Origin of the sequence: Pseudomonas sp. UBA3149 (assembly GCF_002364655.1) — a bacterium.
Taxonomy (GTDB): domain Bacteria; phylum Pseudomonadota; class Gammaproteobacteria; order Pseudomonadales; family Pseudomonadaceae; genus Chryseomonas; species Chryseomonas luteola.
The window spans coordinates 117,876-141,507 of record NZ_DEYV01000027.1 but is presented as its reverse complement, the minus strand read 5'-3'; the positions used below and the strand labels follow the sequence as shown (position 1 = coordinate 141,507).

The window sequence follows — 23,632 nt, the reverse complement described above, 5'->3', positions numbered from 1 at the left end:
TCGCTCATGGGGTGAGAGTCTCCAGCCAGTCGGCAAGTACATCGAGTTCCGTATTCCCCAGGTGATCCAGCGGCGGCATACGGTTTTCCGGCTTGAGGGTCTGATGCTCTGAAAGCCAGCGGCGAATGGCGCCTGGTTCATTTTTGAGCACTCCGGCGCCCAGGTGGCTGCGGCTACCTACGTCGCCCAGATCCGGCCCTATCAGCAACGTTTCGCCTGTGATCCCTCCAAGCGGCGACTCAAGTCCGCTGACCTGATGACAGGCGGCACACTCGCGCTCAAAGAGGCCTCTGGCTTCGGGCTTTGGCGCAGGCGCCTGCCATTGCTGTCGCGCCTGGATCCAGGTTTCGAAATCCTCAGCTGTCTGGACCTCGCTGTAGAGAATCATGTGGGTGTGCTGCATGCCGCAGAATTCGCTGCATTGCCCGCGGTGTGTCGCTGGTCGGTCCGCTTCCAGACGGATGACGTTTGTGCGGCCGGGAATCATGTCGATCTTGCCGCCCAGGCGCGGAATCCAGAAGGAGTGGATCACGTCCGCGCTGCTGACGTGAATATCCAGCGGGCGACCGGCCGGAAGGTTCATCTGGTTGGCCGTTACCACGCCGCTTTCGGGATAGCGCACTTCCCACCACCACTGATGACCGATCACCTCAACTTTGAGCGGCTGTACGCCTTCCACTGGCAGCGGCAGCATGCGTTTACCCTGAGGAATGCCAAAGCTGAGCAATAGCACGATACTGACGCAAGGCAGCACAATGCCTCCCCAGACAATCCAGCGGCGGTTGTAGCGCGCAACCTTTTCCTCCGGTACAGCTGCCGGCGGGCGACGCATTCCGATCAACCAGAGCGCTACTACACCTATCAGGACGACGGCGGAGAAACCAAACATGGCCCACCAGGTCCAGGCGACGGCCCGGGCTGCTGGGCCATAGGGGTCGAGCATGGACTGTGTACCGCTACAGCCGCTTACCAAGGGAACTGTCAGTCCCCATGCGGTCCATTTAAAGGTCTGCCATCGACTGGAGAGTCCTGCATGCCTGCGACCGACAACATCGAAAGCCGCGCCGCCGTAGCGGGCCACCCGATTCATCCCATGCTGATTCACTTTCCCGTCGCGGCGCTGATCGCACTGGTGGGTGCCGATTTCGGCTTCTGGTGGACGGGCGATGAGTTCTGGGCACGAGCCGGACTGTGGTTGGCAGGTGTAGGGGCTGCGGGTGGTTGGGTAGCCAGTATCGCCGGACTGATCGACATTACTACCGTGGCGGATATACGCCGACGTATTACAGCATGGTGCCATGCCATTCTGGCCGTAATGATGTTGTCCCTGGCTTCGCTCAACTGGATGGTGCGGTATCAGGGGGGTGAAGAGCTCGTGCTCTGGAGCTTTTACCTGACCGGCGTTACCGCTGTACTGATTTCCCTTGCCAGCTATCTGGGAGGCCGTCTGGTCTACGAACATGCGGTTGGGGTGGACGTGGAAAGCTGATCGGTTGGTCATGCGCCGCTCCAACCTGGCTTGGCCAGGACAAGATACAGCGTGCCCCCGATAGCCAGACTGAGCGCAACCGCCAGGCCTATGCTCCATGCCCGTATGGTCCTGGGCGTCAGGTTATCGCTTTTCAGAATCAGCGCACCACATAAGGCGTGTCCTACTACCATGACGGCTACCAGGCTGAGCTTCAGGATCAACCAGGGATCGAAAAGGCTGTGACGGATGAACAGAAGTGTTCCGCTGATAATCGCTACCAACGCACAAGGGGTGGCAATGAGCGTGAATACATAGCGCAGCAGCTCAGGCCTTAGCAGCTGTAGGGCCGGAACGGGAGCGTCTAGCTCTGAAGTAATGTCGCCTGTACCAGACCGATAAGGTCTGTCGGCCTTGTGTATGTCATGAACCTGGGCCATCAACAGGCCCGGTAGATAGAGCAGGCTGCCGCACCACCCAATCAATCCCAGAAAATGCAGCAGCTTCAACAACGGCATAAGTCGTCCTAATGATCCAGATACATGCTGGCCTACGGCCGGTCCTTGGGGTCCGACCCCATGAGGTTTGCAGATGTTCGGATCAGGGCGTAGCGGGTTGTAACATGAATTGTATGGATCGGTTCAGGCGATTCCTCACCCATGGCTACAGTACCCAGCCTGTCCGGGAAGGAAAAGAGAATCCATCATGAGGCCATGGCCTTCGCCTGAATGGGTTTCTGGCTTTTCAGGCAAAGGCTTCTGAGCGTAGAGCAAAGCCCGCCAGTGCGGGCCTTACGTTAAAGAAAGCGACAGCTTTTTACGCTGTCGCCAGGCGCATCTCCATATCCTCTGGAGCACGATTGGGTGGCCGGATAGTCGCGTGCCCCTGGCTGGCCCGGTGGTGCTGGGCAGCCTGGTAAAGCAGTTGGGAGCCCTGGAGGGAGAACCTTGGTTCAGTGCTCGCCTACGCGTTCAAGGTCATCGGCAATCAGCGAGATAAGGGCATTCTGCTGTCGACCGGAAAGCTGGCGGAAGCGCTGGAGCAGTTCCCGTTCGTGCAGACTCAGGGTCGGGCTGTCCATGCGCATGTCGGGATCAGCTTCCAGAAGGCCGTCCTGCACCAGACTATGCTCCAGGTACGAGATGATTTCGGAGTTCATGCTGCGGTGGTGGTTGCGAGCAACCTCTGCAATACGCTCACGCATGCCTTCAGGCAGCCGGAGGACAAATTTTTCGGCGGTACGGGTCGAGTAGGATCGAATGGCTTGTGGCATGAGTCTATTCAGCTCCGTGCTGGGGTAGGGACAAACAGCTGTGCAGTGAACCGCTCCAGCCAGGTTTCGACACGGCCCGGCAGCTTGTGGCTATCGAGCCGTGAAACACTTAGATGATCGACAGCAACAACCGGCCGGCGAAGAACACCAGCACTAGCCCCATCGTACGTTCGAACCAGTGCCCCATGCGCAGGAACAGTTGTCGCACACGAGGGCTAGAAAACAGAAAGCTGACGATCATGAACCAGGCTGCGTTCACACAACACATCCACAAGCCATACAGCGCCTGGATTTTCATTGGGGTTTGTGCGCTCACCACGGTAGTAAAGATCGCCAGAAAAAACAGGGTTGCCTTGGGGTTGGTAGCATTGGTGAGGAACCCAATACGGAATGCTTTGCCGATGGTTTGCTCATCGACAGCCACCGTGCCGCCTTGCACTTCATCCAATGCCTGGGTCGGCTTGCTTTTGAGCAGGCTGATGCCTAGATAAAGGATGTAGGCGCCCCCAATGACTTTTGCAACACTGAGCAGCCAGGGAGTGGCGTGCATCAGGGCACCGATGCCCAGCAGCGTATAGAGCACATGTACCGAAATGCCTGCTCCGATGCCCAACGCCGTAAACAGCCCGACCAGACGTCCGTAGCGAACGCTCTGGCGTACCGTGATGGCAAAATCGGGCCCTGGTGCGACCACCGCCAGAAAATGGATGATGGCAAGGCTTAAAAATTCGGTGAAGTAAGAGGACGTCAATTTCAACTCCAGAAGGTCAACGGACTGCCAGCGCCTCGGTATCCAACAAAACACGACAGGCTGAGGCGTAAATGGTCCGAACCGGGAGTGACCGCATGCATCTTTCTTGAGTTGAAGAGAATGAGGTCACCCGGCTCCGGTCGGATTTCAACATCGGGTGGTCCCAGCAGGGTGGGGTCTATCCCATAGCTTGTGCCACGCAGGGCGTCGAACTGATCGGGCGTAAGCTCGGTTCGCCAGAGCTGCAGGGCGCCGCCCTCGCTTGGCATGTTCAGGTAAACGTTGCAGGCCATCTGGGCCTCAAGGCTCATGGCCTCGATGCTCTGCGGAGCATCCTTGGCAAAGATGTCGTGATGGGCAAGGAAGCGAACGCCCGGTTTGACGACGCGGGAAAGCCCTACATACATCTTGCGTCCATACAGGGTTTGCAGCCGGGCGCCCGCAGGCCAGACTTCATCGAGCGTGCAGCGCAGCAGATCGATAGGGGACAGATACGGCTGGCAACGCCGTCGCAGTTCTTCGATGTTTTCGTAGACGCTTTCAAAATAGTCCGCCAGCCGGGGCGGCTGATTTTCAGCCTCGTAAAAGGCCATGCCGATACGGCCGATACTGGGTGCGTTAAGGTAGCTTTCGAAACCCTGTCCGAGAATTTGCTGGGCTATCTTCGACGCCAGTTCCTGAGGAATGAACTGCCTGACGTGGATCGCCATGACCTCTTCGTTAGCGAGAGCGTTGATGGACGACGTCTCGAGACGCTGCTTTTCAAGCATCATGAGCAGGTTCCTTGGGTGATAGGGTGACTTCCTGGTGTGCTCGTATGGTTGTTACACGTCGCAGACCCTGACCATCGTGTGATCACGTCATGGGGAAGTCACATCGTAATGAACGGAGAGTTTTCCTTTCTTTTCCTTGAGCAGGAGATCCTTCAGTCCGTTAAGCTCCCGCGAGGAGCGAACATGCGTGCCGCCACAGCCGTAAGGCGTAAAATCGCCAAAACCAACCCTACGCTGGCCTTCGTCATCGAGGGTGATGCTGACCGGTAGATCCTGTTGCACGTACTGGTCGAAATGAGATTCCAGCTGCTCCGCATCCAGAGGCCGAGCCTCCTGACCGGGCATGAACTCAATACGGCCTTCTCCTGGCCAATGGTGTGCCTTGACGGGTCGCCAGCCAAACGCCTCTCCGATATGACCGATCAGATGACCGGCCGAGTGCAAGTGTGTATGCAGTCGACGTCGGTTCTCATCGACACGGGCTTGCACGGAGCCCAGTGTTACAGGCTCTCGTGTGTAGTGGACGATACGCTCGCCGTCCTGTTTGACCATGACGACCTCTGTGTCGCCCAGCCAGCCGGTATCGCTGGGTTGCCCGCCGCCCTGGGGATGGAAGGGCGTGGCGGCCAACTCCACCGCATAGAGATCTTCCCAAGGGGCACAGGCGGTAACTTCAACCTCCATGACCAGAATGTCACTCGAATAATACAGACGCTGAGTCATGTCTAAAGCCCTTTGCAAAGCAGATGCCTGCCCCATTCTAGGGAAGGGGTGATATTGTGATAATCCGCCTGCATTCCAAAGGACTTTTGCGCGGTGAGCACAAATCTATCAATCATGCTAATGGGCGAGATGGTTGTTTTCGTCAAGGTCGTCGAAACTGGAAGCTTCTCCGAGGCTGCACGTCAGCTGGGCACGACACCGTCTTCCACCAGCCGAAGTGTAGCCCGGCTTGAAAAGGCCCTGGCGACACGCCTGCTCAACCGGACGACACGCAAGCTTCGTTTGAGCGAAAGCGGAGAAGAGGTCTATCGGCGCTGTGTCGACATGGTGAACGCTGCGCGCGCCGTCATGGAGGTCAGCGGGCAGTTCAGTCAGACGCCGGAGGGTGTTATCCGCCTGAGTGTGCCGAAGGCAGTAGGGCGATTTCTGATTCATCCGCACCTGCCCGAATTTTTGCGGCTCTACCCGCAAGTGGATGTGCAGATGAATCTGAGCGACCACTATGTCGATCTCATCGATGGTGATGTGGACCTGGCTATCCGCATTACGGATCAGCCACCGCCCGGCCTGATGGGACGAGAACTGGTGCAGATCGACCATCTACTGGCGGCGACGCCCCATTATCTGGCAGAGCATGGCACGCCGGAGCATCCTCGGGAGCTGACAACGCACAGCTGCATTTACCTGGGGCAGGAGCCGGCCGATTCACGTTGGCGGTTCAGAAAAGGCAACAAGAGCGTAAGCGTCAACGTTCGCGGCCGTTATGCCGCCAATCATACTGGTGCGCGACTGGACGCTGTGCTGCACCATATCGGTATCGGCAGTCTTCCCTATTTCACCGCGCGCTACGCCTTACGCAAGGGTCTGATTGTTCAAGTGCTGCCTGAGTGGTCATTCCAGACGCAATACTGCGGAGGAGCCTGGCTGCTCTATCCAGCAACCAGGCACCTGCAACCCAAGCTCAAGGTGTTTATCGACTTTCTGGTCGAACGACTGAGTCAGGAGCCAACCCTCCATGACGATCCGGAGATCGGCATGGCAGTAACCCAGTACCGGGAATACGAGATGCCAGAGGCAGGCGGCGATTGGTAGCGCCGCCTGGAGGGCTCAATAGCCGATTGCGGCGCCTGCGGGACGGCGTACATCGTTGGAGCCGTAAAGAAAGCCTTCCCGCACCCGCCCGGATACTGCCGAGTCGTTGCCGGAGTCATCTGCCGTGACGCCAGGCGCACCCGGCAGGCCCACCATGATCAGCTCGGCTGCGCCCCATGGTGTCTGCTGCACCATGGTATAGCCCATGTCCTGCAAGAGCTTGAGGCTGTCGGCTGATACACCGCGTTGCTCGTAATACACCTCATCCGGCATCCATTGATGATGAATTCGTGGCGCATCGACTGCTTCCTGAGGCGGCATTCCATGATCAATGACGTTAAGGGCGGTCTGCAACGTGATGGAGATGATGCGCGAACCACCGGGTGAGCCCAGGACCATGAAGGTTTTGCCATCTTTGTTGATCAGGGTGGGCGTCATCGACGACAGCGGCCGCTTGCCAGGAGCTATCGCATTGGCTGTGCCTTGAACAAGACCATACAGGTTCTGCTCACCCACCTTCACGGTAAAATCATCCATCTCATTATTCAAAAAGAACCCAGTTCCGGGCGCAATAACGACTGATCCGAATCGGCCATTGATGGTATAGGTCGTGGAAACGGCATTTCCGTGTTCATCCATGATGGAATAGTGCGTGGTCTCTGGCTTTTCTCGTGTTTCCATGCCTGGAATGACCTGCGCCGACGGGGTGGCCTTGTTGGGAATAATCCGGTTGCGTACCTGGGCGGCGTAGTCCTTGTTGGTGAGCTGCTCGATGGGGTTATCGACAAAGGCCGGATCGCCCAGGGACGTGTTGCGGTCCAGATAGGCCTGCCGCATGGCTTCGGTCAGGGTATGGATATAATCCGCCGAATTGAAGCCCATGCTTTTCAGGTCATAACCTTCAAGAATATTAAGGGTTTCGCACAAGGTCACACCTCCCGAGCTGGGCGGTGGGGCAGACACAAAGGTGTAGCCTCGGTAGGTACAGGTAAGCGGTGCGGTTTCGTTGATGGTGTAACGCGCAAAATCCTCTGCCGTCAGGATGCCGCCCCCTGCCTTGGCCGCCTTTTCGACAGCCTGGGGAATGCGTCCCTGGTAGAAGGCGTTCGGTCCCTCTTTGGCGATGGCAGCGAGGGTGTTGGCAAGGTCGGTCTGTATCAGACGGTCACCCGGCTGAAGTGGAGAGCCGTCCTTGCGCAGGAAAAGTCGTGCGGCTTCCGGATCATGCTTGAAGCGTTCAACGGTAGTGTCGAGGATATCGGTATCCGCCCGGGTCAATACAAAGCCTTCCCGTGCCAGCCGGATCGCCGGCGCCATGACCTGCTCTCGGGTCAGCTTGCCGTACCGCTGGTGAGCGGTGTCCAGGCCCAATACCGTACCGGGCACGCCAGCGGCCAGATAGCCATATAGGCTGGCGTCTTTACGGACCTTGCCGTTGCTATCGAGATACATATCTGCACTGGCGGCAGCAGGCGCCTTTTCGCGAAAGTCGATAAAGGTATCTTTGCCATCCGCCAAGTGGATTGTCATGAAGCCACCGCCACCGATATTGCCGCAACAGGGATTGACCACGGCCTGCGCATAACCGACAGCAACGGCGGCGTCGATGGCGTTACCCCCTTTCTTGAGAATATCCACGCCTACCTGGGAAGCCAGCTGTTGCGACGAGACGACCATTCCATGCCTGGCCTCCACGGCAGGGCTTGAGGCCGCAAACGTAAGTGCAGGTGACAGAAGCATGGAGATGGAAAGTGATACCGCTGCAGCAAATGGCAATGTCCATCGGGCGAACATCAAGGTCTCCTTGTTGGGATTGTTATAAGGCGTAGCACATTGAACCGGTGGAACCGCGCGTGCACATCGCTATGGATACTAAAGGCTGCTGGGTTGCATTGAAATGCCGGTTGTAAAAAGGCCGGACGAGGTCCGGCCTTTCATGCACCGCTATCAACGAGGCTGAAGCAGCAGCGCGACCAGTGCGCTCCAGCCGGTCTGGTGGGAAGCTCCAAGACCGCGCCCGTTCTCACCATGGAAGTACTCATGGAAAAGCACAAGGTCTGCACAGTCCGGATCATTCTGAAGCTGTGGATAGGCCATCATGCTGGGACGGTGGCCGTTTTCATCCTTGAGGAACATCCGCGTCAGACGTTCGCTCAGGCCGCTGGCGACCTCTTCCAGGGAGGCGAGGTAGCCGGATCCAGTCGGATACTCCACCGAGAAGTTGTCCGAGTAATACAGATAGAACTCGTGCAGCGATTCGATCAACATATAGTTGATCGGCATCCACAGCGGCCCCCGCCAATTGGAGTTACCACCATACAGCCGGGAGTCAGATTCGGCGGGTTGATAACGTGCACTAAGCATGGAGCCGTCTTCCTGCCGCATCTCGAAGGGGGCCTCGGCATGTACCTTGGACAGTGAGCGGATGCCGAATGGTGACAGAAACTCCTTCTCATCCAGCATTCGCGCCAGGAGACTCTTGGTCCGCTGGCCACGCAGCAGCGCCAGCAGGAATCGGTTGCCCTGACCGGGCTCGGTCCAACGGGAAACCAGTCGTGCCAAATCAGGACGTTGCCGTACGAACTCCTTCAGACGATCCCGCACCCCAGGTAGGCCTTCATATTCCTTGGACTCTAAAACCTGTACGGCGAACAGCGGGATGAGTCCTACGATCGAGCGCAGCCGCATCGGCTCACAGGTGCCATCGCCACGGTGCAGCACATCATAGAAGAATTCGTCCTGCTCATCCCAGAGTCCATCATGGCGCTCTTCACCCGCGTTGATCGCGCCGGCAATATGCAGGAAGTGCTCAAAGAACTTCACGCCAATGTCGACATATACCGGGTTTTCCTTGGCCAGCTCCAGTGCAATGCGCATCAGGTCAAGCGCGTAGGCAGCCATCCACGCAGTTCCATCGGCCTGATCCAAGTGAGAGCCGGGCGGCAAGACGGCGGAACGGTCAAAAATGCCGATGTTATCCAGGCCCAGGAAGCCCCCCTGGAAGAGATTGCGGCCTTCGGCATCCTTGCGATTGACCCACCAGGAAAAGTTGAGCAAAAGCTTATGGAAAACGCGCTCCAGGAACTCGCGATCACCGTGTCCCGTCAATGCCTTTTCTTGCTGATAAACATGCCAGCAGGCCCAGGCGTGTACGGGAGGATTGGCATCCTCAAAGTTCCATTCGTAGGCTGGTAGCTGCCCGTTGGGGTGCATGAAGCGGTCTTTGACTAACAGAAGAAGTTGCTGTTTGGCAAAACCCGGATCGATCATGGCATAGGCCACCGCCTGGAACGCAAGGTCCCATGACGCATACCAAGGGTATTCCCACTTATCCGGCATTGATACAACGTCGAAATTGACGAGATGCCGCCACTGAGTATTGCGACCGCTCTTGCGTTCCTGGGGCGGGGCAGGACGATTGGGATCACCATCAATCCAGCGGTTGACTTCAAAATAGTAGAGCTGTTTGGACCAGAGCAGGCCGGCAATGGCTTGCCGCTGTACGTTGCGAGCGTCCTCATTGATGATGTTGTGTTGCAACTCTGCGTAAAACGCGTCTGCTTCAGCACGGCGTTTGGCGAAGACCGCTTTTACATCGAGATGAGGGTCAGCGGTTTCTGGTGCGAATCGCAGATAGATGACCGAACGGCCATTTCCCTGAATATCCAGTACGAACCGTGCAGCCACCTTGCTGCCGGAGTCTCGGCGAATCGCCTGCTCGTCACCACTCACCACATAATCGTTGATACCATCCTTGAACGGACCGGACGCTTCAATGCCTTCCAGTTTTGGCTTGTTGGTTTCATTGTTACAGAAGATCCATTCGGGCGTGACGTCACCCCATGCGCTAGCGACATAATCCGCCCAGTTGTAGTTGGTTGCCTTGACTTTCCCATCGTCCATGATGGATAGCAGCGGTCGCTGCGGCGCTCCGGTCCATACCCAGGTGTTGCGTGTCCACAGGTGGGGCATGACATGTAGGCGTGCCGCCTCGGTAGAGCGGTTTACCACCGTGACACGCATCAGCACATCGTCCGGCGTGTTCTTGGCGTATTCAACGGTTACATCGAAATAGCGGTTGTCGTTAAAGACACCGGTATCCAAAATCTCGTACTCCGCATCCTCAAGGCCACGGCGACTGTTTTCTTCTACCAGGTCGGCGTAGGGAAACTCGGCGTGAGGATACTTGTAGAGCATGCGCATGTAGGAGTGGCTTGGAACGCCATCCAGATAGAAATACAGTTCCTTGACGTCTTCGCCATGGTTGCCTTCGGCGTTCGTCAGGCCGAACAGACGTTCCTTGATAAAAGGGTCGCGCTCATTCCAGAGCCCCAGCGCCAGGCACCACTGCTGGGCTACATCCGAGAAACCGGCCAGCCCGTCCTCACCCCAGCGATAAGCACGGCTGCGTGCATGTTCGTGCGGGAAATAGCTCCAGGCGTTGCCATCGGCACTATAGTCCTCACGCACCGTTGCCCATTGGCGTTCACTCAGGTAGGGACCCCATTTCCGCCAGTGCTCGGCATCGACGCCGGAAAGCCGCTGACCTTCTATTGTATTGAGGATGCCCGGTGCTGGATGTGCCGTCATCGTATCTCCCGTGATAATTAGATTGCCAAACTCCAAGCGCGAACAGGCGCCCTTGATGAGGTATAGACATCTTTTGGCACAGGAGGATTCACATTCCACGCTTGCTGCACTAACCGGGCCGTTTATACGGCTTGATATGGCCGGGCCAAACGCGTCGGCAAGCACGTTTGGCGTCGGCATTAACCTGAAACCTATTCATGTTCGGCAACCTTTTCTTACAGTTACATAACCCCCTGATATGGCAGTACAATGGCCTATCGCTTTGCGATCACCAGTAGAGAAGAACAGGCACCTGTTTTCTTGCGGGTGCGAGGTGGCTGCTCTCGTACATACCCTTTCACGAGAGAGCTCATGATTTGCCAGGCCTTATGAGGCTTTTGGAACGCTCGCGTAGGCTTACCCGCCGAGGCGGCACCCAACCGGTAAGCCATGAGCATTCCTGTCATTCACGTGTGCGGGAATCCTTCCAGTCCGTCAGGAAAGACCTATAGAAACAAGCCTGATCGTCACACCGTATTAGTCAGAAAGGAACGGCAGTAGATGTTAAACAAACGGATTACCTTGATTGCTTGTGGCGTATTGAGTGCTACCCAGGCATTGGCAGCTGAAACCCAGACCTCCAACGGGTTTATTGAGGACAGCAGCCTCAAGCTGTTCCTGCGCAACGCCTACATGAACCGTGACTATAAGCACGGTAATCAAGACAAGGCGGAGTGGGGGCAGGGCGTAACGGCCAATTTTGCATCTGGATTTACACAAGGTACCGTAGGGTTTGGCGTCGACGCATTTGCTTTGTACGGTCTGCGCCTGGACGGTGGCAAAGGCCGCTCGGGTGCTGGCGGTATCGATTTCTTCAAACAGGGCGACAGCGGTGAGGCGGCCAGCGATATCGCCAAGGGCGGCGCCTCGATCAAGGCACGTTTCTCCAACACGACCATCACCTACGGTGATCAGATGCCGGCGCTGCCGGTCCTGAACTCGGACACCTCACGCCTACTGCCGGAAAGTTATACCGGTACGCTGATTACCTCGAAAGAAATCGATGGGCTTGTCCTCAACGTAGGGCGCTTCACCGAGGAGTCCCGCAAGAGTGCCGAAGGACGTGATAGCGGTGGGCTGAAAAAGATCGATGTCATCGGTGGCAGCTACAAGTTCACAGATCAGTTCATGGCATCGCTTTATGCGTCCGATGTCAAAGACGTCCTGAAAAAGCAGTACATCAACCTGAACTACGTCCTGCCCATCGATAAGGACCAGTCTCTGACGTTTGACTTCAATGGCTATAAGACGCGGTTGGACAAGAGCTTTGCCCAGACTTATTCAGGTGATGCCAATGCCCGCGACAACAAGATCTGGAGTCTGGCGGCTACCTACTCGGTAGGGCCTCACTCCTTCACTCTGGCGCACCAGCGCAGCACGGGTGATATTGGCTATCCCTACGGCTGGTATCAGAACGCGGGCGGCATAGGTGACGGTGGCATGACGATCTTTCTTGCCAACTCCTACTGGTCGGACTTCAACGCTAAGGACGAGCGTTCCTGGCAGTTGGGCTATGGGCTGGATTTTTCCACTTATGGGGTTCCGGGCCTGAGCTATCAGCTGGCTTATGTTCGCGGTGATCATATCGATGCCGGAGATGGACGTGGCAAGGAGCGCGAGCTGTTCAATCAGGTGAAATACGTTGTTCAGAACGGTCCGGCCAAGGACCTTTCGGTACGTCTGCGTAACTCCATCCTGCGCACGTCAAACAATGTCCGCTCCTACAACGATGACGGTAACGAAGTGCGTATCTTCATCGACTACCCAATCAGTATCTTCTAAACAGATGCCGGCTGGATAAGCCGGCAAGGCGGGTCGCTTGAGATCAGCGACCCGCCTGGTTTACCAGACGCACTACTGATGAAAGGCCTGACTTATAAGTGGCTAGCGTCTTTTGCAATAAATGGCGTCTGAAGACCTGACACTAGGTTTCGATCATTGGCGGCGGGTCTGAGCAGTACCCAAAATGTCTAGAAGAAACATTCATGACAAGATGACGCTTTAAGGACAAACGGTCGATATTTGCATACAAAATGTCACAAAGAGGGCATAGCGTGAGGTGAACAGTCCTATAAGGTCCTCTCGTATGTCGACGATCCAGGCTCATGATGCGGCCCCCGCAGCCACGCGTCCCCGGCTGGACCAGACGTTCAGTCGCCGAAGTGTTTTCCTATTTTTCTCATTGCTTTTTGCCGGCATTCTCATCAGTTCCTACGGTATTGTCAGTGATGTCCGTGAAGCCGGATCGGTAGCCACCACTTGGTTGCCGTTCGCATTGCTGGGCCTGGCTCTGGTCATTGCGCTTGGATTCGAATTCGTCAATGGGTTCCACGATACGGCCAATGCAGTTGCTACCGTTATCTATACGCATTCACTGCCTGCCCAGGTCGCTGTCGTGTGGTCCGGTTTTTGGAATTTCATGGGTGTGATGCTTTCCAGCGGCGCCGTGGCGTTCGGCATCATTGCACTGTTGCCGGTTGACCTCATCTTGCAGGTCGGCTCCAGCAATGGCTTTGCAATGATCTTTGCTTTGCTGATTGCCGCCATTGTCTGGAATTTGGGAACGTGGTGGCTTGGGTTGCCAGCGTCGTCATCCCATACCTTGATTGGTTCGATTCTGGGCGTCGGGCTGACCAATGCCTGGCTGGAAGGGCGAGACGGCAGCAGCGGGGTGGACTGGAGCCAGGCGCTGAAGGTGGGTTATGCGCTTCTTTTCTCACCCCTGGTAGGATTTATCTGTGCGGCGCTCCTGCTGCTGACATTGCGCATGCTGGTCAAGCAAAAGGCACTCTATCAGGAGCCCAAAGGCACTCAGCCGCCCCCGTTCTGGATTCGGGGGATGTTGATCCTTACCTGCACCGGCGTGTCGTTTGCCCACGGCTCCAATGACGGTCAGAAGGGAATGGGGCTCATCATGCTGATCCTGGTAGGTACCTTGCCAATGGCCTATGCGCTGAACCGTGCAGTGCCCGCCACGCAAACGCCGCAGTTCGTTGCTGTAGCTCAGGTGACTCAACAAGGAATTGTAAGGGATGTACCTGGCGCTGCACCGGCCGATCCACGTGGCGTACTTCTGGAATATGTACGCACTCGCAAGGCCACAGAGGAGGTCATTCCGGCGTTGGGTGCAGTGACCGGGTTGATCGCCGATGAGGTGAAAAGTTACGGCACGCTGGCCAACGTACCTGCCCAGGCCATGATGAACGTGCGTAACGACATGTACCTGACTTCAGAAAGCATCAGCCTGCTCAAGAAACAAAAGCTCGATACCTTTTCCGACGACACGCGCAACAATCTCAATGAATTCAAGCGCCAGATCGATGAGGCGACACGGTTCATTCCGCTTTGGGTAAAGGTGGCGGTAGCCATTGCGCTGGGTATGGGCACCCTGGTTGGGTGGCGACGGATCGTCATTACCGTGGGCGAGCGCATTGGTAAGACGCACCTGACCTATGCTCAAGGCGCCAGTGCCGAGCTGGTCGCTATGGCTACTATTGGCGCAGCCGACCTGTATGGCCTGCCTGTCTCGACCACGCATGTCTTGTCCTCGGGTGTAGCGGGAACCATGGCAGCCAATGGCAGTGGCCTGCAGATGTCTACGGTACGCAACCTGGCCCTGGCCTGGGTATTTACCTTACCCGCCGCGATGATGCTTTCAGGGTTGCTGTACTGGCTCTTCCACGCCGTGTTCTGATAATAAGCTGCCTGTGCGGTACTCCTGTGCCTCGCCAAGCAGCCAGTCGCGAAGGGACTGTAATGCTTGAGATGTGGTCGTACGCTCGGGGATAGCAAGATAATACGCACGGTCACTGCGGTAGCTAGAGGTATTCAAGATAATAAGCCGCTCCTGCTCCAGCTCGTTCTGGATAAGGAACGGCGGAATCAGCGCAACCCCCATTTCATGGATGGCGGCCTGAGCCAGCATGGAAAACAGCTCGTAACGCGGACCATGCAGGTCATGGAGGAATGACAGGCCCTGCGCATTAAACCATTGTCGCCAGGCATAAGGCCGTGTGGTCTGTTGCAGTAGCGGAAGCGCTGCAACAGCCTGAGCGGTAATGCCATCCTTGTGATCGACCAGTGCCGGACTGCACACCGGCACCGGGTATTCGTGCATGAGAAAATGGGTTTGTGTGCCTGACCACTCACCGTCTCCACAATAAAGCGCGGCATCGAAGTCAGTGTCGGCAAAGAGAAAAGGGCGGGTACGGTTGGTCAGATTGACCGTTATGTCTGGATGAAGTACTTGAAACCGCTTAAGGCGTGGCAGGAGCCATTGTGTACCAAAGGTGGGTACTACCGCCAGTTCGAGCCGGCCTGAGCCATGCTTGCCCATAACAGCCAGCGCGTCCCGCTCGGCTGCATCCAGGTGCTGGGCTACCTGCCGGCTATAGAATAATCCCGCTTCAGTAAGTAGAACACCCCGGCGAGTACGGCGAAACAGCTCAATGCCCAGAAAGCTTTCCAAACCCGCAATCTGCCGGCATACCGCACTTTGTGTCAGAGCCAGCTCATCTGCGGCCCGGGTAAAACTCTGGTGTCTGGCAGCAGCTTCAAAGGCAATCAGCGCAGCCGTACTGGGTATTTTTCTTCTCACATATACCTCTTGCTCACAGATAGATGCCTACAGCAGCGGTAATCATCATGGCGTGAAGTGAGTTTTACGCACAACCCTGTGCACATTGCTCGGTTGCAGCACAGTTGGGCGTCTTCTAGGCTTGCTTCACAACAAGATCACCGGAGTGACCTGCAATGGCAGCCAATGCACCGTTCAATTGGGAAGATCCTCTCCTGCTTGAGCAACAGCTCAGCGATGAAGAGCGGATGGTACGCAACAGCGCCGCGCAATTTGCACAGGCCCAACTGGCGCCTCGTGTCCTGGAGGCGTTCCGGCATGAGCAGACCGACCCGTCGATTTTCCGAAAAATGGGCGAGGCAGGCTTGCTTGGCGCCACGATTCCCAGTGAATACGGCGGCAGTGGACTTAATTATGTGTGTTACGGCTTGATCGCCCGTGAGGTAGAACGGATCGACTCAGGATACCGCTCCATGATGAGTGTCCAGTCGTCTCTGGTCATGGTGCCTATCTATGAATTTGGTACTCAGGCACAACGCCAGAAATACCTGCCAAGGTTGGCCTCAGGCGAATGGATTGGTTGCTTTGGGCTGACAGAGCCGGATCATGGCTCCGACCCAGGATCAATGGCCAGCCGCGCAAAAAAGGTAGAGGGCGGCTATCGCCTCACCGGTAGCAAGACCTGGATTACCAACAGTCCGATTGCCGATGTGTTTGTTGTATGGGCCAAGGATGAGGCCGGTGATATCCGCGGATTCATTCTGGAAAAAGGCTGGAAAGGTCTCACCGCACCTGCCATTCACGGCAAGGTGGGACTGCGTGCCTCGGTAACGGGTGAAATCGTAATGGATAACGTCTTTGTCCCTGAGGAAAACCGATTTCCAGAAATACGCGGCCTGAAAGGTCCGTTTACCTGCCTCAATTCCGCCCGGTACGGGATCAGCTGGGGCGCATTGGGTGCGGCCGAGTTCTGCTGGCACACCGCTCGACAATACACCCTTGATCGCAAGCAGTTTGGTCGACCTCTTGCTGCAAATCAGCTCATTCAAAAGAAGCTGGCCGACATGCAAACCGATATCACATTGGCCCTGCAAGGCTGCCTGCGTCTGGGACGAATGAAGGACGAGGGGACGGCCGCTGTGGAGATCACTTCAATCATGAAACGCAACAGTTGTGGCAAGGCACTGGACGTTGCCCGTATGGCCCGGGACATGCTTGGAGGCAATGGTATCTCTGACGAATTTGGCATTGCGCGGCATCTGGTTAATCTTGAGGTGGTCAACACCTACGAGGGAACCCATGATGTGCACGCGCTCATCCTGGGACGGGCACAGACCGGTATCCAGGCCTTCTTTTGATCACTCTCAGGGAGGCTGGCTCATGGCTGGAGCACTTGCAGGCATACGGGTCCTGGACCTGTCACGGGTTCTTGCCGGGCCTTGGGCAGGACAAATCCTGGCGGACCTGGGGGCAGAAGTCATCAAAGCCGAGCGCCCCGGGCGAGGAGATGATACACGTCATTGGGGGCCGCCCTTTTTAAAAGACCCGCTAGGGGCGAACACGGGCGAGTCGGCCTATTTTCTGTCAGCCAATCGCAACAAACAGTCGATAGCCGTGGACTTCACCCAGCCCGACGGTCAGCAGATCCTTCGGGATCTGGCTGTTAAATCCGATGTGGTGCTAGAAAATTTCAAGGTTGGAGGCTTGTCAGCCTATGGCCTGGACTACGCCTCGCTCAGTGCTCTTAACCCGGAACTGATCTACTGCTCGATCACCGGTTTTGGTCAGAGCGGCCCTTATGCACAGCGGGCAGGCTATGACTTCTTGATACAGGGTCTTGGCGGCCTTATGAGTCTGACAGGCCATCCGGATGATGACGAGGGCGGTGGCCCGGTCAAGACAGGGGTTGCGCTGGTAGATATCCTGACGGGGCTGTATGCCACGGTTGCTGTTCTGGCTGCGCTGAACCATCGGACTCAGACCGGTGAAGGGCAGCATATCGACATGGCGCTGCTCGATGTTGAAGTGGCCTGCTTGGCCAACCAGGCCATGAATTATCTGGTCTCCGGTGAGTCGCCAACGCGCCTTGGCAATGCCCATCCCAACATCGTGCCGTATCAAGCCTTTCCAACAGCCGATGGCGATATGATCCTCACGATTGGCAATGATGCTCAGTTCCGCCGGTTCTGCGAGGTGGCAGACCGGCTGGATTGGGTGAATGATCCTCGTTTTGCCACCAACCAGGCGAGGGTCGTCCATCGTATGGAACTGGTTCCGCTGATTCGGCAGGTTACCGTTTTCAGGCGTACTGAAGAATGGATCGCCCTGCTCGAAGCGGTGGGGGTGCCCTGTGGTCCGATCAATTCAGTGGCCCAAGTTTTTGCCGATAAGCAGGTAGCGGCACGCAATCTGGCCTTTACGATGGCGCATCCGCTGGGACAAACCGTTCCGCAGGTGGCAAGCCCGATGCGTCTTTCCAGAACGCCCGTGGAGTACCGACGTCCTCCACCGCTGCTCGGTGAGCATACCGAGCAGGTGTTGCGGTATCTTCTGGGTCACGGCGATGCCAGAATCAACGCCTGGAGGCAGGCGGGTATAGTCGGTTAGCCTTTACGCCCGAATGACTGAACGGCCAAGGCCAACCGCTCTACTGCGTGGTCGATCTGCTCAAGCGATGGCGCAGCAAACGACAGCCGTACCGTAGAGTGGTCAGGGGCTTTGGCGTAGAAGGCGCTGCCTGGAACGTACATGACCTTATGCTCAATAGCCTGCTCAAGGACCGCCTTGGCATCCAGCCCCTCTGACCAACGCCCCCAGACAAACAGCCCGCCTGCCGGCATCCGGCATTCGAATCGTTGGCCAAGGTGTGTCTGTAGACCACTCACTAGCGCCAGGCACTTCTCATGATAGGCCGCGGTAAGCACCGGTAGATGCCGCTCCAGTAAACCCTGCTTCAAGTAGGCTTCGGCAATGGATTGCATCCAGCCGGAGGTACACAGGTCAGCGGTTTGCTTGGCGATCGTACAGCGTTTAAGTACCTCGGCAGGCCCTATCATCCAGCCAATACGAACCCCAGGCGCCACGATTTTTGAAAGGCTGGACAAATAGACTACCTGATCTCGGGTTTCCGGCTGCGTGCGAGCCAGCTCTGCCAGCGTAGGAATGGCAACACCGGTAAAGCGTAGATCACCATACGGATCATCTTCAATAATCAGCAGGTCATGACGCATCGCCACCTCCAGCAAGGCGCGGCGGCGTTCCAGACCAAGCGTAAGTCCGGTAGGGTTGGCAAATGTGGGGGAGAGATAGAGAAACTTCGGTCGTTGCTCCTGCGTATAGCGGGCCAGCTGACTATCCAGTTGCGTAGGATCGATACCGTCCAGATCCGAGGCAACGGTTTCGATTCGTGCTTGAACCAACCGTAAGGCTTGAAGCGTAGCGGGGTAGGTAGGCTGTTCTACCAGAACGGCGTCACCCGGCGACAGCAGGACACGAACCAGCAAATCAAACCCTTGTTGCGAGCCAGACGTGACGATCAGATCGTCCGCCTTACAGGGAATACCGCGCTGGCGGCTCAACTGGGCCAGTGCCTCGCGTAGTCCCGGCAGACCTTCACTGCCGGAATATTGCAGGCAGCCGACGGGATTGCGAAAGGCCACTGTCATCGCCTCTGCCAGCCCTGCTTCATCAAACAGATCGGAGGCAGGGTAGCCGCCCGCCAGTGAAATCATGCCAGGGACGGAGAGATACTTGAACAGCTCACGTATGGGAGAACCTTGTGGCGACTCGAAGACAGGGTTGAAGATACGCATGAGGGATTCGCCGTTAATCACGATGCGAAGACTATGCGTCTGCCGCTTCCCTCACTACAAACGAGAAAAAGTCATAGGCTGTTGAAAGAAAGGAATTCTAGTGATTTGCCGTTTCGCTTGACTTTCCTGCTGAACCGGTTAGCTTTGTCACCCATGAATACCTTTATTACACCCATCGCTGCGTATTATTACTACCTGAACTCTTTCGGGTGGTAGGTGCTGCGCTGCATTCCGAACCGCCTGTGGCGGCTCGGTGAATGCAACCTCTCCCAGTCTCCGCAGGCCAGAAAGCCAAGGAGACGTACTCAATGAACAAGTCCCAGCAAGACCTGCTTCACCTGTTGGAAGAACGTGGTTTCGTCCATCAGATCACCGACCGTGACGGTCTTGGCCAAGCGCTCAATAACGGACCAGTGACCGCGTACCTAGGCTTTGACGCAACGGCTGATAGCCTACACGTCGGGCATCTGCAAGGTCTCATGCTCATGCGCTGGATGCAGCGTGCAGGGCATCCGATCCTGCTTTTGATCGGTGGCGCCACGACGCGCATTGGCGATCCCAGCTTTCGGGACAGCAGCCGCCCGGTGCTGAACGACGCCCAGATCGCTCAGAATATGTCCGGTATTGCCAAGGCATTTACGACCTACCTGGAAGTGGGCGATACGGACGGGCAAGCCCGGGTAGTAGACAATGCCGAGTGGCTTGATGGGCTGGGTTACCTGAATTTCCTCAATACCGTAGGACGGCATTTCTCGATCAACCGCCTGCTCACGTTCGATGCCATCCGCAATCGCCTGGATCGTGAGCACTCTCTGTCCTTCGAGGAATTTGGCTACACGCTGCTTCAGGCTTACGATTTCGTCGAGTTGGCCCATCGGTATGGCTGCACTCTGCAGTTGGGTGGCGCTGACCAGTGGGCCAACATTATCAATGGCGTTGAGCTGTCACGTCGCCAGAATGGCCCGCAGCTCTACGGGCTTACGATGCCGCTGTTGACCACGAGTGACGGCAAGAAGATGGGCAAGTCGGCACAAGGCGCTGTATGGCTCAACAGCGATAAGCTATCTGCCTATGATTTCTGGCAATTCTGGCGCAACTGCGATGATCGGGACGTACAGCGTTTCCTGGCACTGTTTACCGAACTGCCTATGGACGAAGTACGTCGCCTAGGCGCATTGCAGGGTGCAGATCTTAACGAGGCGAAAATCGTTCTGGCCAACGAGGCGACCCGTTTGTGCCATGGCGAAGCGGCCCAGCGTGACGCGGAGGCAGCGGCACGGGCGTTGTTCAGTGAGGGCAGCCAGAGCGACACACTCCCCAAAGTGGAAGCCAGCCGCGCCGCGCTGCAAAAGGGCTTGACCCTGACCGATCTTCTGGTGGCCAGCGGACTACAGGGTTCGCGCAGTGCCGTGCGCCGACTCGCGGACGGCGGTGGGCTACGCCTGGACGACGTGCAGGTCCAAAATCCGGACGAGCCTCTCTCTGCCGCTTTGGAGGGCAGCCGATTGAGCCTGGGCAAGAAACGTCATTTTCAGGTTGTGCTGGTGGACTGAAAAAGAAAAGTCCCGGTGTTCCGGGGCTTTCTCTATCTGGCTTTGCGTCGCAAACCGCATCACAAGTCGGTTCATATCCACAGCTAGGCGAGGCAGTTCCGCGCTGGCCATAGTGGTCTGGTTGGCACCTGCGGACGTCTGTATCGACAATTCACGGATGCTGAGCAGATTGTAGTCAACGGCCCGGGCTACTTGGGCCTGTTCTTCAAACGCCGTAGCGATCAGCAGGTTTTCTCGTTGTAAGACTCAGGCTAAGGGACGGGCAACGCCCCAATAATGGTACGTTAATGGGCGTAAGCCCGTTAAATAAAACGTTTTGAATTCAATCATTTCGAATTTGGCGTCATGGATAAGTTTGCTTATTTCCCGGTTCAGGTGGCAGCCGCCCACTACTTGGGACCAGAGCGGCGTCATCCGATCTTGCCATACACGCACCGCTTCATCGGGGGCTTGTCCATGCTCGCAGAACAGGAGCTGTCCTTCCGGCTTGAGTACGCGATGCATCTCTTTAAGTGCAGCGGCCGGATCTGGAATCGTGCACAGCGAATAGGTCACCACAACCGTGTCGAAGGAGCGATTCTCAAAGGGAATCCGCTCGGCCGACAGATCAACCAGCTCGACGTCAAGGCCTGCGCGTTGAGCACGAGACCGAGCCAGCCGGTGCATATCCAGGGAGGGGTCCAGCCCAACGATACGCTCTACCCGAGACCTGTCATAGTGCTCAAGGTTGAGCCCGGTCCCGATGCCAATTTCCAGCACCTGACCATACGCCAAAGGGATAAGAGACTGCCGCTGCAGGCGTACGGGTTTAATCCCGCAGGCAATATCGAGCAGATAAGGCAAAACACGACGCTCGTACCAGGAACTCATGTTGAACAGGCCACGTGATCCGTTGAAAGACGGTACTACTGTATCCGGTCTGTAAAACAAAAGGCGGGGAGAATACCCCGCCTGGCTCAGGCGATCATCGCTGAATCATCGAGGCCATATTGGCTGTACCCAGTTGAGAAACGATCGCTTCATTACCTATGCCTGAGCGCTCAAGGCTTAGGGTGTGGTTGGTGCCTTCCTGCACCAGCGCGAAATGGTCATTCTGAGTATTCATTTGAGTCACTGTCATGACCAGCCCATCCCCGCGCTGCGCCATATCCAGGGAGCTGTCAGTCGTGTTTCGTTGACTTAAGTTCATTTCATTGTTGTTACCGGTCTGCTCGGCCGTAATCTCATGGGCACCCGCACCCCCCATTTGCACCACGGTCATGCGGTTATCGTTGCCGTTTACCGTAGCTTCCAGGCGGTTGGTCATCTTGGTGGTCAGGTAGCCAGACCACCCCCATTGCTGCACATCCAGAGTATTACGGTCACCGTTCTGGCTGGAGATGAGAGTATTGCCGTCACTTCCCTGACGGACGTTCATAACGTTGTCGTTCCCATTCTGGGAGGCCTGCGTCAGAGACCCGCTCAGCTCGCCCTCGATAGGCCCCAAGCCGCTCTGCTGCACCTGAACGATATTGCCATTACCCTGCTGATTGACCTCGGCCTCCTGACGACGCCATTGCTGTTGCAGGTCGATCAGGTTGTTGTCACCGTTTTGCACAAGGTCTGCATCCATGAAGTATTGAGCATCCTCGCCCTGCACAACCCTCATGGTATTGCCATTGCCCAGGGTGCGGGCACTGAGGCTGGGCGTCCCACTCATGTTTTCCAACCGGAAGTCGTGCAGGTTGTGAGTACCCTCCTGGTAGCTCGTGACACGCCCGGCGTTATTGCTGCCCTGATCGATACGCACCTCGTTCACGCTGCCTCGCTGCGTAACCGCCACGGTAGACCATCCTCGGGTGTCCTGATAAATCTCCACCAGGTGGCTTTCACCACTCTGATCGATATCAATAGTCCCGCGAGTTCTTTCTCCCTGGTAGATCGATGCCGCATTGAGTTCGCCCGTTTGCAGCACCGTTTGACGGGTGTCGGTGCCCAGCTGGACCTGAACGCTGTGGTTGCCTTGCCCGGTTTGTGTCAGCGCGGCCGTATTCTGCGCACCGCTCTGAGTCAAGTCGGCCGTATTTGACGCGGCGTAACTATGAGTGGTGCCGAGTAGTCCGATAAGCAGTGCGAGTGGTTTCAACCTGAACATGACGGATATCCCTACGATCTAGTAATGACCTGTACGCGCTTTGCTATTACAGGGCCGGTGTTATCCGGCCTTATGAGCGTAGACGGAAATCCGAAATATGTAGCGAAGGAAAATATCAGATGAACCATAAGCCCTTTTCCATCCTCAGCTAAATACGGGCATGGGCGATGTCTCGCATGATGGCAATTCCAACGCCCGTACCATACCCCACTCAAGCCGATAGAATCGCTCGAAGATACGCTCACGTTCATCCGATGGAATACCTGGCCCACTGTTTTCTACTTCTAGGATGACCGCCTGGTCCGACAGCTTGACTCGCATTGTGGTGCAACCTTCAGGCGGGATATGGCGGATGGCATTGTCGACAAGATTGACGCAGCAGAAAGGCATTGCCTTGTGTTGAGGCAGCCTGCAGCTCAAGCTCCAGATCGAGGTGTCTAGCATCTACCGCCCAGTATAGTGAAGAACCGCCTCTTCAACCTGTTAGTCCAGGCGCAGCGGGGTGAGGGCAAACGTATGCAAGTGGGAGGTTGAGGCTCGGGCCAAGGTCAGTAGTTGATTGGTCTAGTGAATCATCTACTCGCAGGCTCAACGTGCGACTGCTATCAAGAGCGCTCACATATCGTTCGCATAACCATTGGCGTTGGATATGCAAGCCGACAAGCGGGGTGCGCAACGGGTGCGCCATATTATCGAGAAAGGCGCGCTGCGCTTCTGCACCCGAGTGGATACGGAACGGAGCAGTAGGCGATTGAGCGCGGCAATAATGGCGGAAGGCTTCTCAGGCCGCTCTGTTACTCAACGATGTCAAAGTACGGTAATGGTGCGTTGCTGAACAGCAGCCATAC

The 23,632-nt window shown here is 56.6% G+C and carries 20 protein-coding genes and 1 pseudogene; 7 read left to right on the top strand and 14 right to left on the bottom strand.

Annotated features, from left to right (window positions below; translation table 11 throughout):
• Nucleotides 1-4: 4 nt before the first annotated feature.
• Nucleotides 5-943 carry a cytochrome c oxidase subunit II gene (gene coxB, locus B3729_RS17280; RefSeq protein WP_286788525.1) on the bottom strand — a complete coding sequence of 313 codons (939 nt, stop codon included), beginning with the start codon at nucleotides 941-943 and terminating at the stop codon, nucleotides 5-7.
• A gap of 90 nt (nucleotides 944-1,033) precedes the next feature.
• Here coxB and B3729_RS17275 point away from each other — a divergent pair, with 90 nt between their 5' ends.
• The gene (locus B3729_RS17275; RefSeq protein ID WP_010798508.1) at nucleotides 1,034-1,489 is read left to right on the top strand and encodes a DUF2231 domain-containing protein; all 456 of its coding nucleotides are present in this window, start codon (nucleotides 1,034-1,036) and stop codon (nucleotides 1,487-1,489) included.
• A gap of 8 nt (nucleotides 1,490-1,497) precedes the next feature.
• On the opposite strand, the gene B3729_RS17270 is transcribed toward B3729_RS17275, so the two are convergent.
• The 5 genes from B3729_RS17270 to B3729_RS17250 all read right to left on the bottom strand — a co-directional run bounded on the left by B3729_RS17270 (nucleotide 1,498) and on the right by B3729_RS17250 (nucleotide 4,988).
• Nucleotides 1,498-1,986 carry a hypothetical protein gene (locus tag B3729_RS17270; RefSeq protein ID WP_286788524.1) on the bottom strand — a complete coding sequence of 163 codons (489 nt, stop codon included), beginning with the start codon at nucleotides 1,984-1,986 and terminating at the stop codon, nucleotides 1,498-1,500.
• 434 nt (nucleotides 1,987-2,420) lie between these two features.
• Nucleotides 2,421-2,741: an Arc family DNA-binding protein gene (locus B3729_RS17265; protein ID WP_010798506.1), complete on the bottom strand. Its 321-nt coding sequence runs from the start codon at nucleotides 2,739-2,741 to the stop codon at nucleotides 2,421-2,423.
• 109 nt (nucleotides 2,742-2,850) lie between these two features.
• Complete coding sequence (locus B3729_RS17260) at nucleotides 2,851-3,492, bottom strand: LysE family translocator (protein WP_125889331.1); 642 nt, start codon at nucleotides 3,490-3,492, stop codon at nucleotides 2,851-2,853.
• A gap of 2 nt (nucleotides 3,493-3,494) precedes the next feature.
• Nucleotides 3,495-4,265 carry a 2OG-Fe(II) oxygenase gene (locus B3729_RS17255; RefSeq protein ID WP_286788523.1) on the bottom strand — a complete coding sequence of 257 codons (771 nt, stop codon included), beginning with the start codon at nucleotides 4,263-4,265 and terminating at the stop codon, nucleotides 3,495-3,497.
• 87 nt (nucleotides 4,266-4,352) lie between these two features.
• Complete coding sequence (locus B3729_RS17250; RefSeq protein ID WP_150345930.1) at nucleotides 4,353-4,988, bottom strand: alanyl-tRNA editing protein; 636 nt, start codon at nucleotides 4,986-4,988, stop codon at nucleotides 4,353-4,355.
• Nucleotides 4,989-5,081: 93 nt separating this feature from the next.
• Here B3729_RS17250 and B3729_RS17245 point away from each other — a divergent pair, with 93 nt between their 5' ends.
• Nucleotides 5,082-6,080: a LysR family transcriptional regulator gene (locus B3729_RS17245; RefSeq protein WP_208825502.1), complete on the top strand. Its 999-nt coding sequence runs from the start codon at nucleotides 5,082-5,084 to the stop codon at nucleotides 6,078-6,080.
• Nucleotides 6,081-6,095: 15 nt separating this feature from the next.
• Here B3729_RS17245 and ggt read toward each other — a convergent pair whose 3' ends face one another.
• The gene (ggt, locus tag B3729_RS17240; protein WP_286788522.1) at nucleotides 6,096-7,874 is read right to left on the bottom strand and encodes a gamma-glutamyltransferase; all 1,779 of its coding nucleotides are present in this window, start codon (nucleotides 7,872-7,874) and stop codon (nucleotides 6,096-6,098) included.
• 153 nt (nucleotides 7,875-8,027) lie between these two features.
• Nucleotides 8,028-10,670, bottom strand: a complete 2,643-nt coding sequence (locus B3729_RS17235; RefSeq protein WP_286788521.1) for an MGH1-like glycoside hydrolase domain-containing protein — start codon at nucleotides 10,668-10,670, stop codon at nucleotides 8,028-8,030.
• A gap of 540 nt (nucleotides 10,671-11,210) precedes the next feature.
• Between B3729_RS17235 and B3729_RS17230 the strand changes: the two genes are divergently transcribed.
• Together B3729_RS17230 and B3729_RS17225 are read left to right on the top strand one after the other, a co-directional pair.
• Complete coding sequence (locus B3729_RS17230; protein ID WP_286788520.1) at nucleotides 11,211-12,491, top strand: OprD family porin; 1,281 nt, start codon at nucleotides 11,211-11,213, stop codon at nucleotides 12,489-12,491.
• 304 nt (nucleotides 12,492-12,795) lie between these two features.
• Nucleotides 12,796-14,403, top strand: a complete 1,608-nt coding sequence (locus B3729_RS17225; protein WP_286788519.1) for an inorganic phosphate transporter — start codon at nucleotides 12,796-12,798, stop codon at nucleotides 14,401-14,403.
• Here the strand turns inward: B3729_RS17225 and B3729_RS17220 are convergent.
• The gene (locus B3729_RS17220) at nucleotides 14,365-15,306 is read right to left on the bottom strand and encodes a LysR substrate-binding domain-containing protein (RefSeq protein WP_286788518.1); all 942 of its coding nucleotides are present in this window, start codon (nucleotides 15,304-15,306) and stop codon (nucleotides 14,365-14,367) included. The two genes, B3729_RS17225 and B3729_RS17220, sit on opposite strands and share 39 nt — an antisense overlap.
• 155 nt (nucleotides 15,307-15,461) lie before the next feature.
• Between B3729_RS17220 and B3729_RS17215 the strand changes: the two genes are divergently transcribed.
• Nucleotides 15,462-16,643 carry an acyl-CoA dehydrogenase gene (locus tag B3729_RS17215; protein WP_286788517.1) on the top strand — a complete coding sequence of 394 codons (1,182 nt, stop codon included), beginning with the start codon at nucleotides 15,462-15,464 and terminating at the stop codon, nucleotides 16,641-16,643.
• Between the two features lie 22 nt (nucleotides 16,644-16,665).
• Complete coding sequence (locus tag B3729_RS17210; protein ID WP_286788516.1) at nucleotides 16,666-17,892, top strand: CaiB/BaiF CoA transferase family protein; 1,227 nt, start codon at nucleotides 16,666-16,668, stop codon at nucleotides 17,890-17,892.
• Here the strand turns inward: B3729_RS17210 and B3729_RS17205 are convergent.
• Entirely contained in the window at nucleotides 17,889-19,097 is a 1,209-nt protein-coding gene (locus tag B3729_RS17205; protein ID WP_286788515.1) for a PLP-dependent aminotransferase family protein, read from the bottom strand. The genes B3729_RS17210 and B3729_RS17205 overlap by 4 nt on opposite strands.
• A gap of 308 nt (nucleotides 19,098-19,405) precedes the next feature.
• On the opposite strand from B3729_RS17205, the gene tyrS reads away from it, so the two are divergent.
• On the top strand, nucleotides 19,406-20,650 hold the full coding sequence (tyrS, locus tag B3729_RS17200; protein WP_286788514.1) for a tyrosine--tRNA ligase: 1,245 nt from the start codon (nucleotides 19,406-19,408) through the stop codon (nucleotides 20,648-20,650).
• A 51-nt stretch (nucleotides 20,651-20,701) separates the two neighbouring features.
• On the opposite strand, the pseudogene B3729_RS17195 reads toward tyrS, so the two are convergent.
• The 4 genes and pseudogenes from B3729_RS17195 to B3729_RS17180 form a co-directional block, all read right to left on the bottom strand.
• A pseudogene (locus B3729_RS17195) lies at nucleotides 20,702-20,881 on the bottom strand (methyl-accepting chemotaxis protein); the annotation flags it as partial.
• 15 nt (nucleotides 20,882-20,896) lie between these two features.
• Nucleotides 20,897-21,520 carry a class I SAM-dependent methyltransferase gene (locus B3729_RS17190; protein WP_019367098.1) on the bottom strand — a complete coding sequence of 208 codons (624 nt, stop codon included), beginning with the start codon at nucleotides 21,518-21,520 and terminating at the stop codon, nucleotides 20,897-20,899.
• A 94-nt stretch (nucleotides 21,521-21,614) separates the two neighbouring features.
• Complete coding sequence (locus B3729_RS17185; protein WP_286788513.1) at nucleotides 21,615-22,784, bottom strand: hypothetical protein; 1,170 nt, start codon at nucleotides 22,782-22,784, stop codon at nucleotides 21,615-21,617.
• 144 nt (nucleotides 22,785-22,928) lie between these two features.
• On the bottom strand, nucleotides 22,929-23,174 hold the full coding sequence (locus B3729_RS17180; RefSeq protein ID WP_125889344.1) for an ATP-binding protein: 246 nt from the start codon (nucleotides 23,172-23,174) through the stop codon (nucleotides 22,929-22,931).
• Nucleotides 23,175-23,632 lie beyond the last annotated feature (458 nt).

Bases quoted from the DNA above. Each gene is read 5' to 3' on its own strand.
- B3729_RS17250 (WP_150345930.1), bottom strand. From the start codon at position 4,988: ATGACTCAGCGTCTGTATTATTCGAGTGACATTCTGGTCATGGAGGTT.
- B3729_RS17180 (WP_125889344.1), bottom strand. From the start codon at position 23,174: ATGCCTTTCTGCTGCGTCAATCTTGTCGACAATGCCATCCGCCATATC.
- B3729_RS17270 (WP_286788524.1), bottom strand. From the start codon at position 1,986: ATGCCGTTGTTGAAGCTGCTGCATTTTCTGGGATTGATTGGGTGGTGC.
- B3729_RS17190 (WP_019367098.1), bottom strand. From the start codon at position 21,520: ATGAGTTCCTGGTACGAGCGTCGTGTTTTGCCTTATCTGCTCGATATT.
- B3729_RS17230 (WP_286788520.1), top strand. From the start codon at position 11,211: ATGTTAAACAAACGGATTACCTTGATTGCTTGTGGCGTATTGAGTGCT.
- B3729_RS17210 (WP_286788516.1), top strand. From the start codon at position 16,666: ATGGCTGGAGCACTTGCAGGCATACGGGTCCTGGACCTGTCACGGGTT.
- B3729_RS17225 (WP_286788519.1), top strand. From the start codon at position 12,796: ATGTCGACGATCCAGGCTCATGATGCGGCCCCCGCAGCCACGCGTCCC.
- coxB (WP_286788525.1), bottom strand. From the start codon at position 943: ATGCTCGACCCCTATGGCCCAGCAGCCCGGGCCGTCGCCTGGACCTGG.
- B3729_RS17275 (WP_010798508.1), top strand. From the start codon at position 1,034: ATGCCTGCGACCGACAACATCGAAAGCCGCGCCGCCGTAGCGGGCCAC.
- B3729_RS17215 (WP_286788517.1), top strand. From the start codon at position 15,462: ATGGCAGCCAATGCACCGTTCAATTGGGAAGATCCTCTCCTGCTTGAG.
- B3729_RS17205 (WP_286788515.1), bottom strand. From the start codon at position 19,097: ATGCGTATCTTCAACCCTGTCTTCGAGTCGCCACAAGGTTCTCCCATA.
- B3729_RS17255 (WP_286788523.1), bottom strand. From the start codon at position 4,265: ATGATGCTTGAAAAGCAGCGTCTCGAGACGTCGTCCATCAACGCTCTC.
- B3729_RS17265 (WP_010798506.1), bottom strand. From the start codon at position 2,741: ATGCCACAAGCCATTCGATCCTACTCGACCCGTACCGCCGAAAAATTT.
- ggt (WP_286788522.1), bottom strand. From the start codon at position 7,874: ATGTTCGCCCGATGGACATTGCCATTTGCTGCAGCGGTATCACTTTCC.
- B3729_RS17235 (WP_286788521.1), bottom strand. From the start codon at position 10,670: ATGACGGCACATCCAGCACCGGGCATCCTCAATACAATAGAAGGTCAG.
- tyrS (WP_286788514.1), top strand. From the start codon at position 19,406: ATGAACAAGTCCCAGCAAGACCTGCTTCACCTGTTGGAAGAACGTGGT.
- B3729_RS17185 (WP_286788513.1), bottom strand. From the start codon at position 22,784: ATGTTCAGGTTGAAACCACTCGCACTGCTTATCGGACTACTCGGCACC.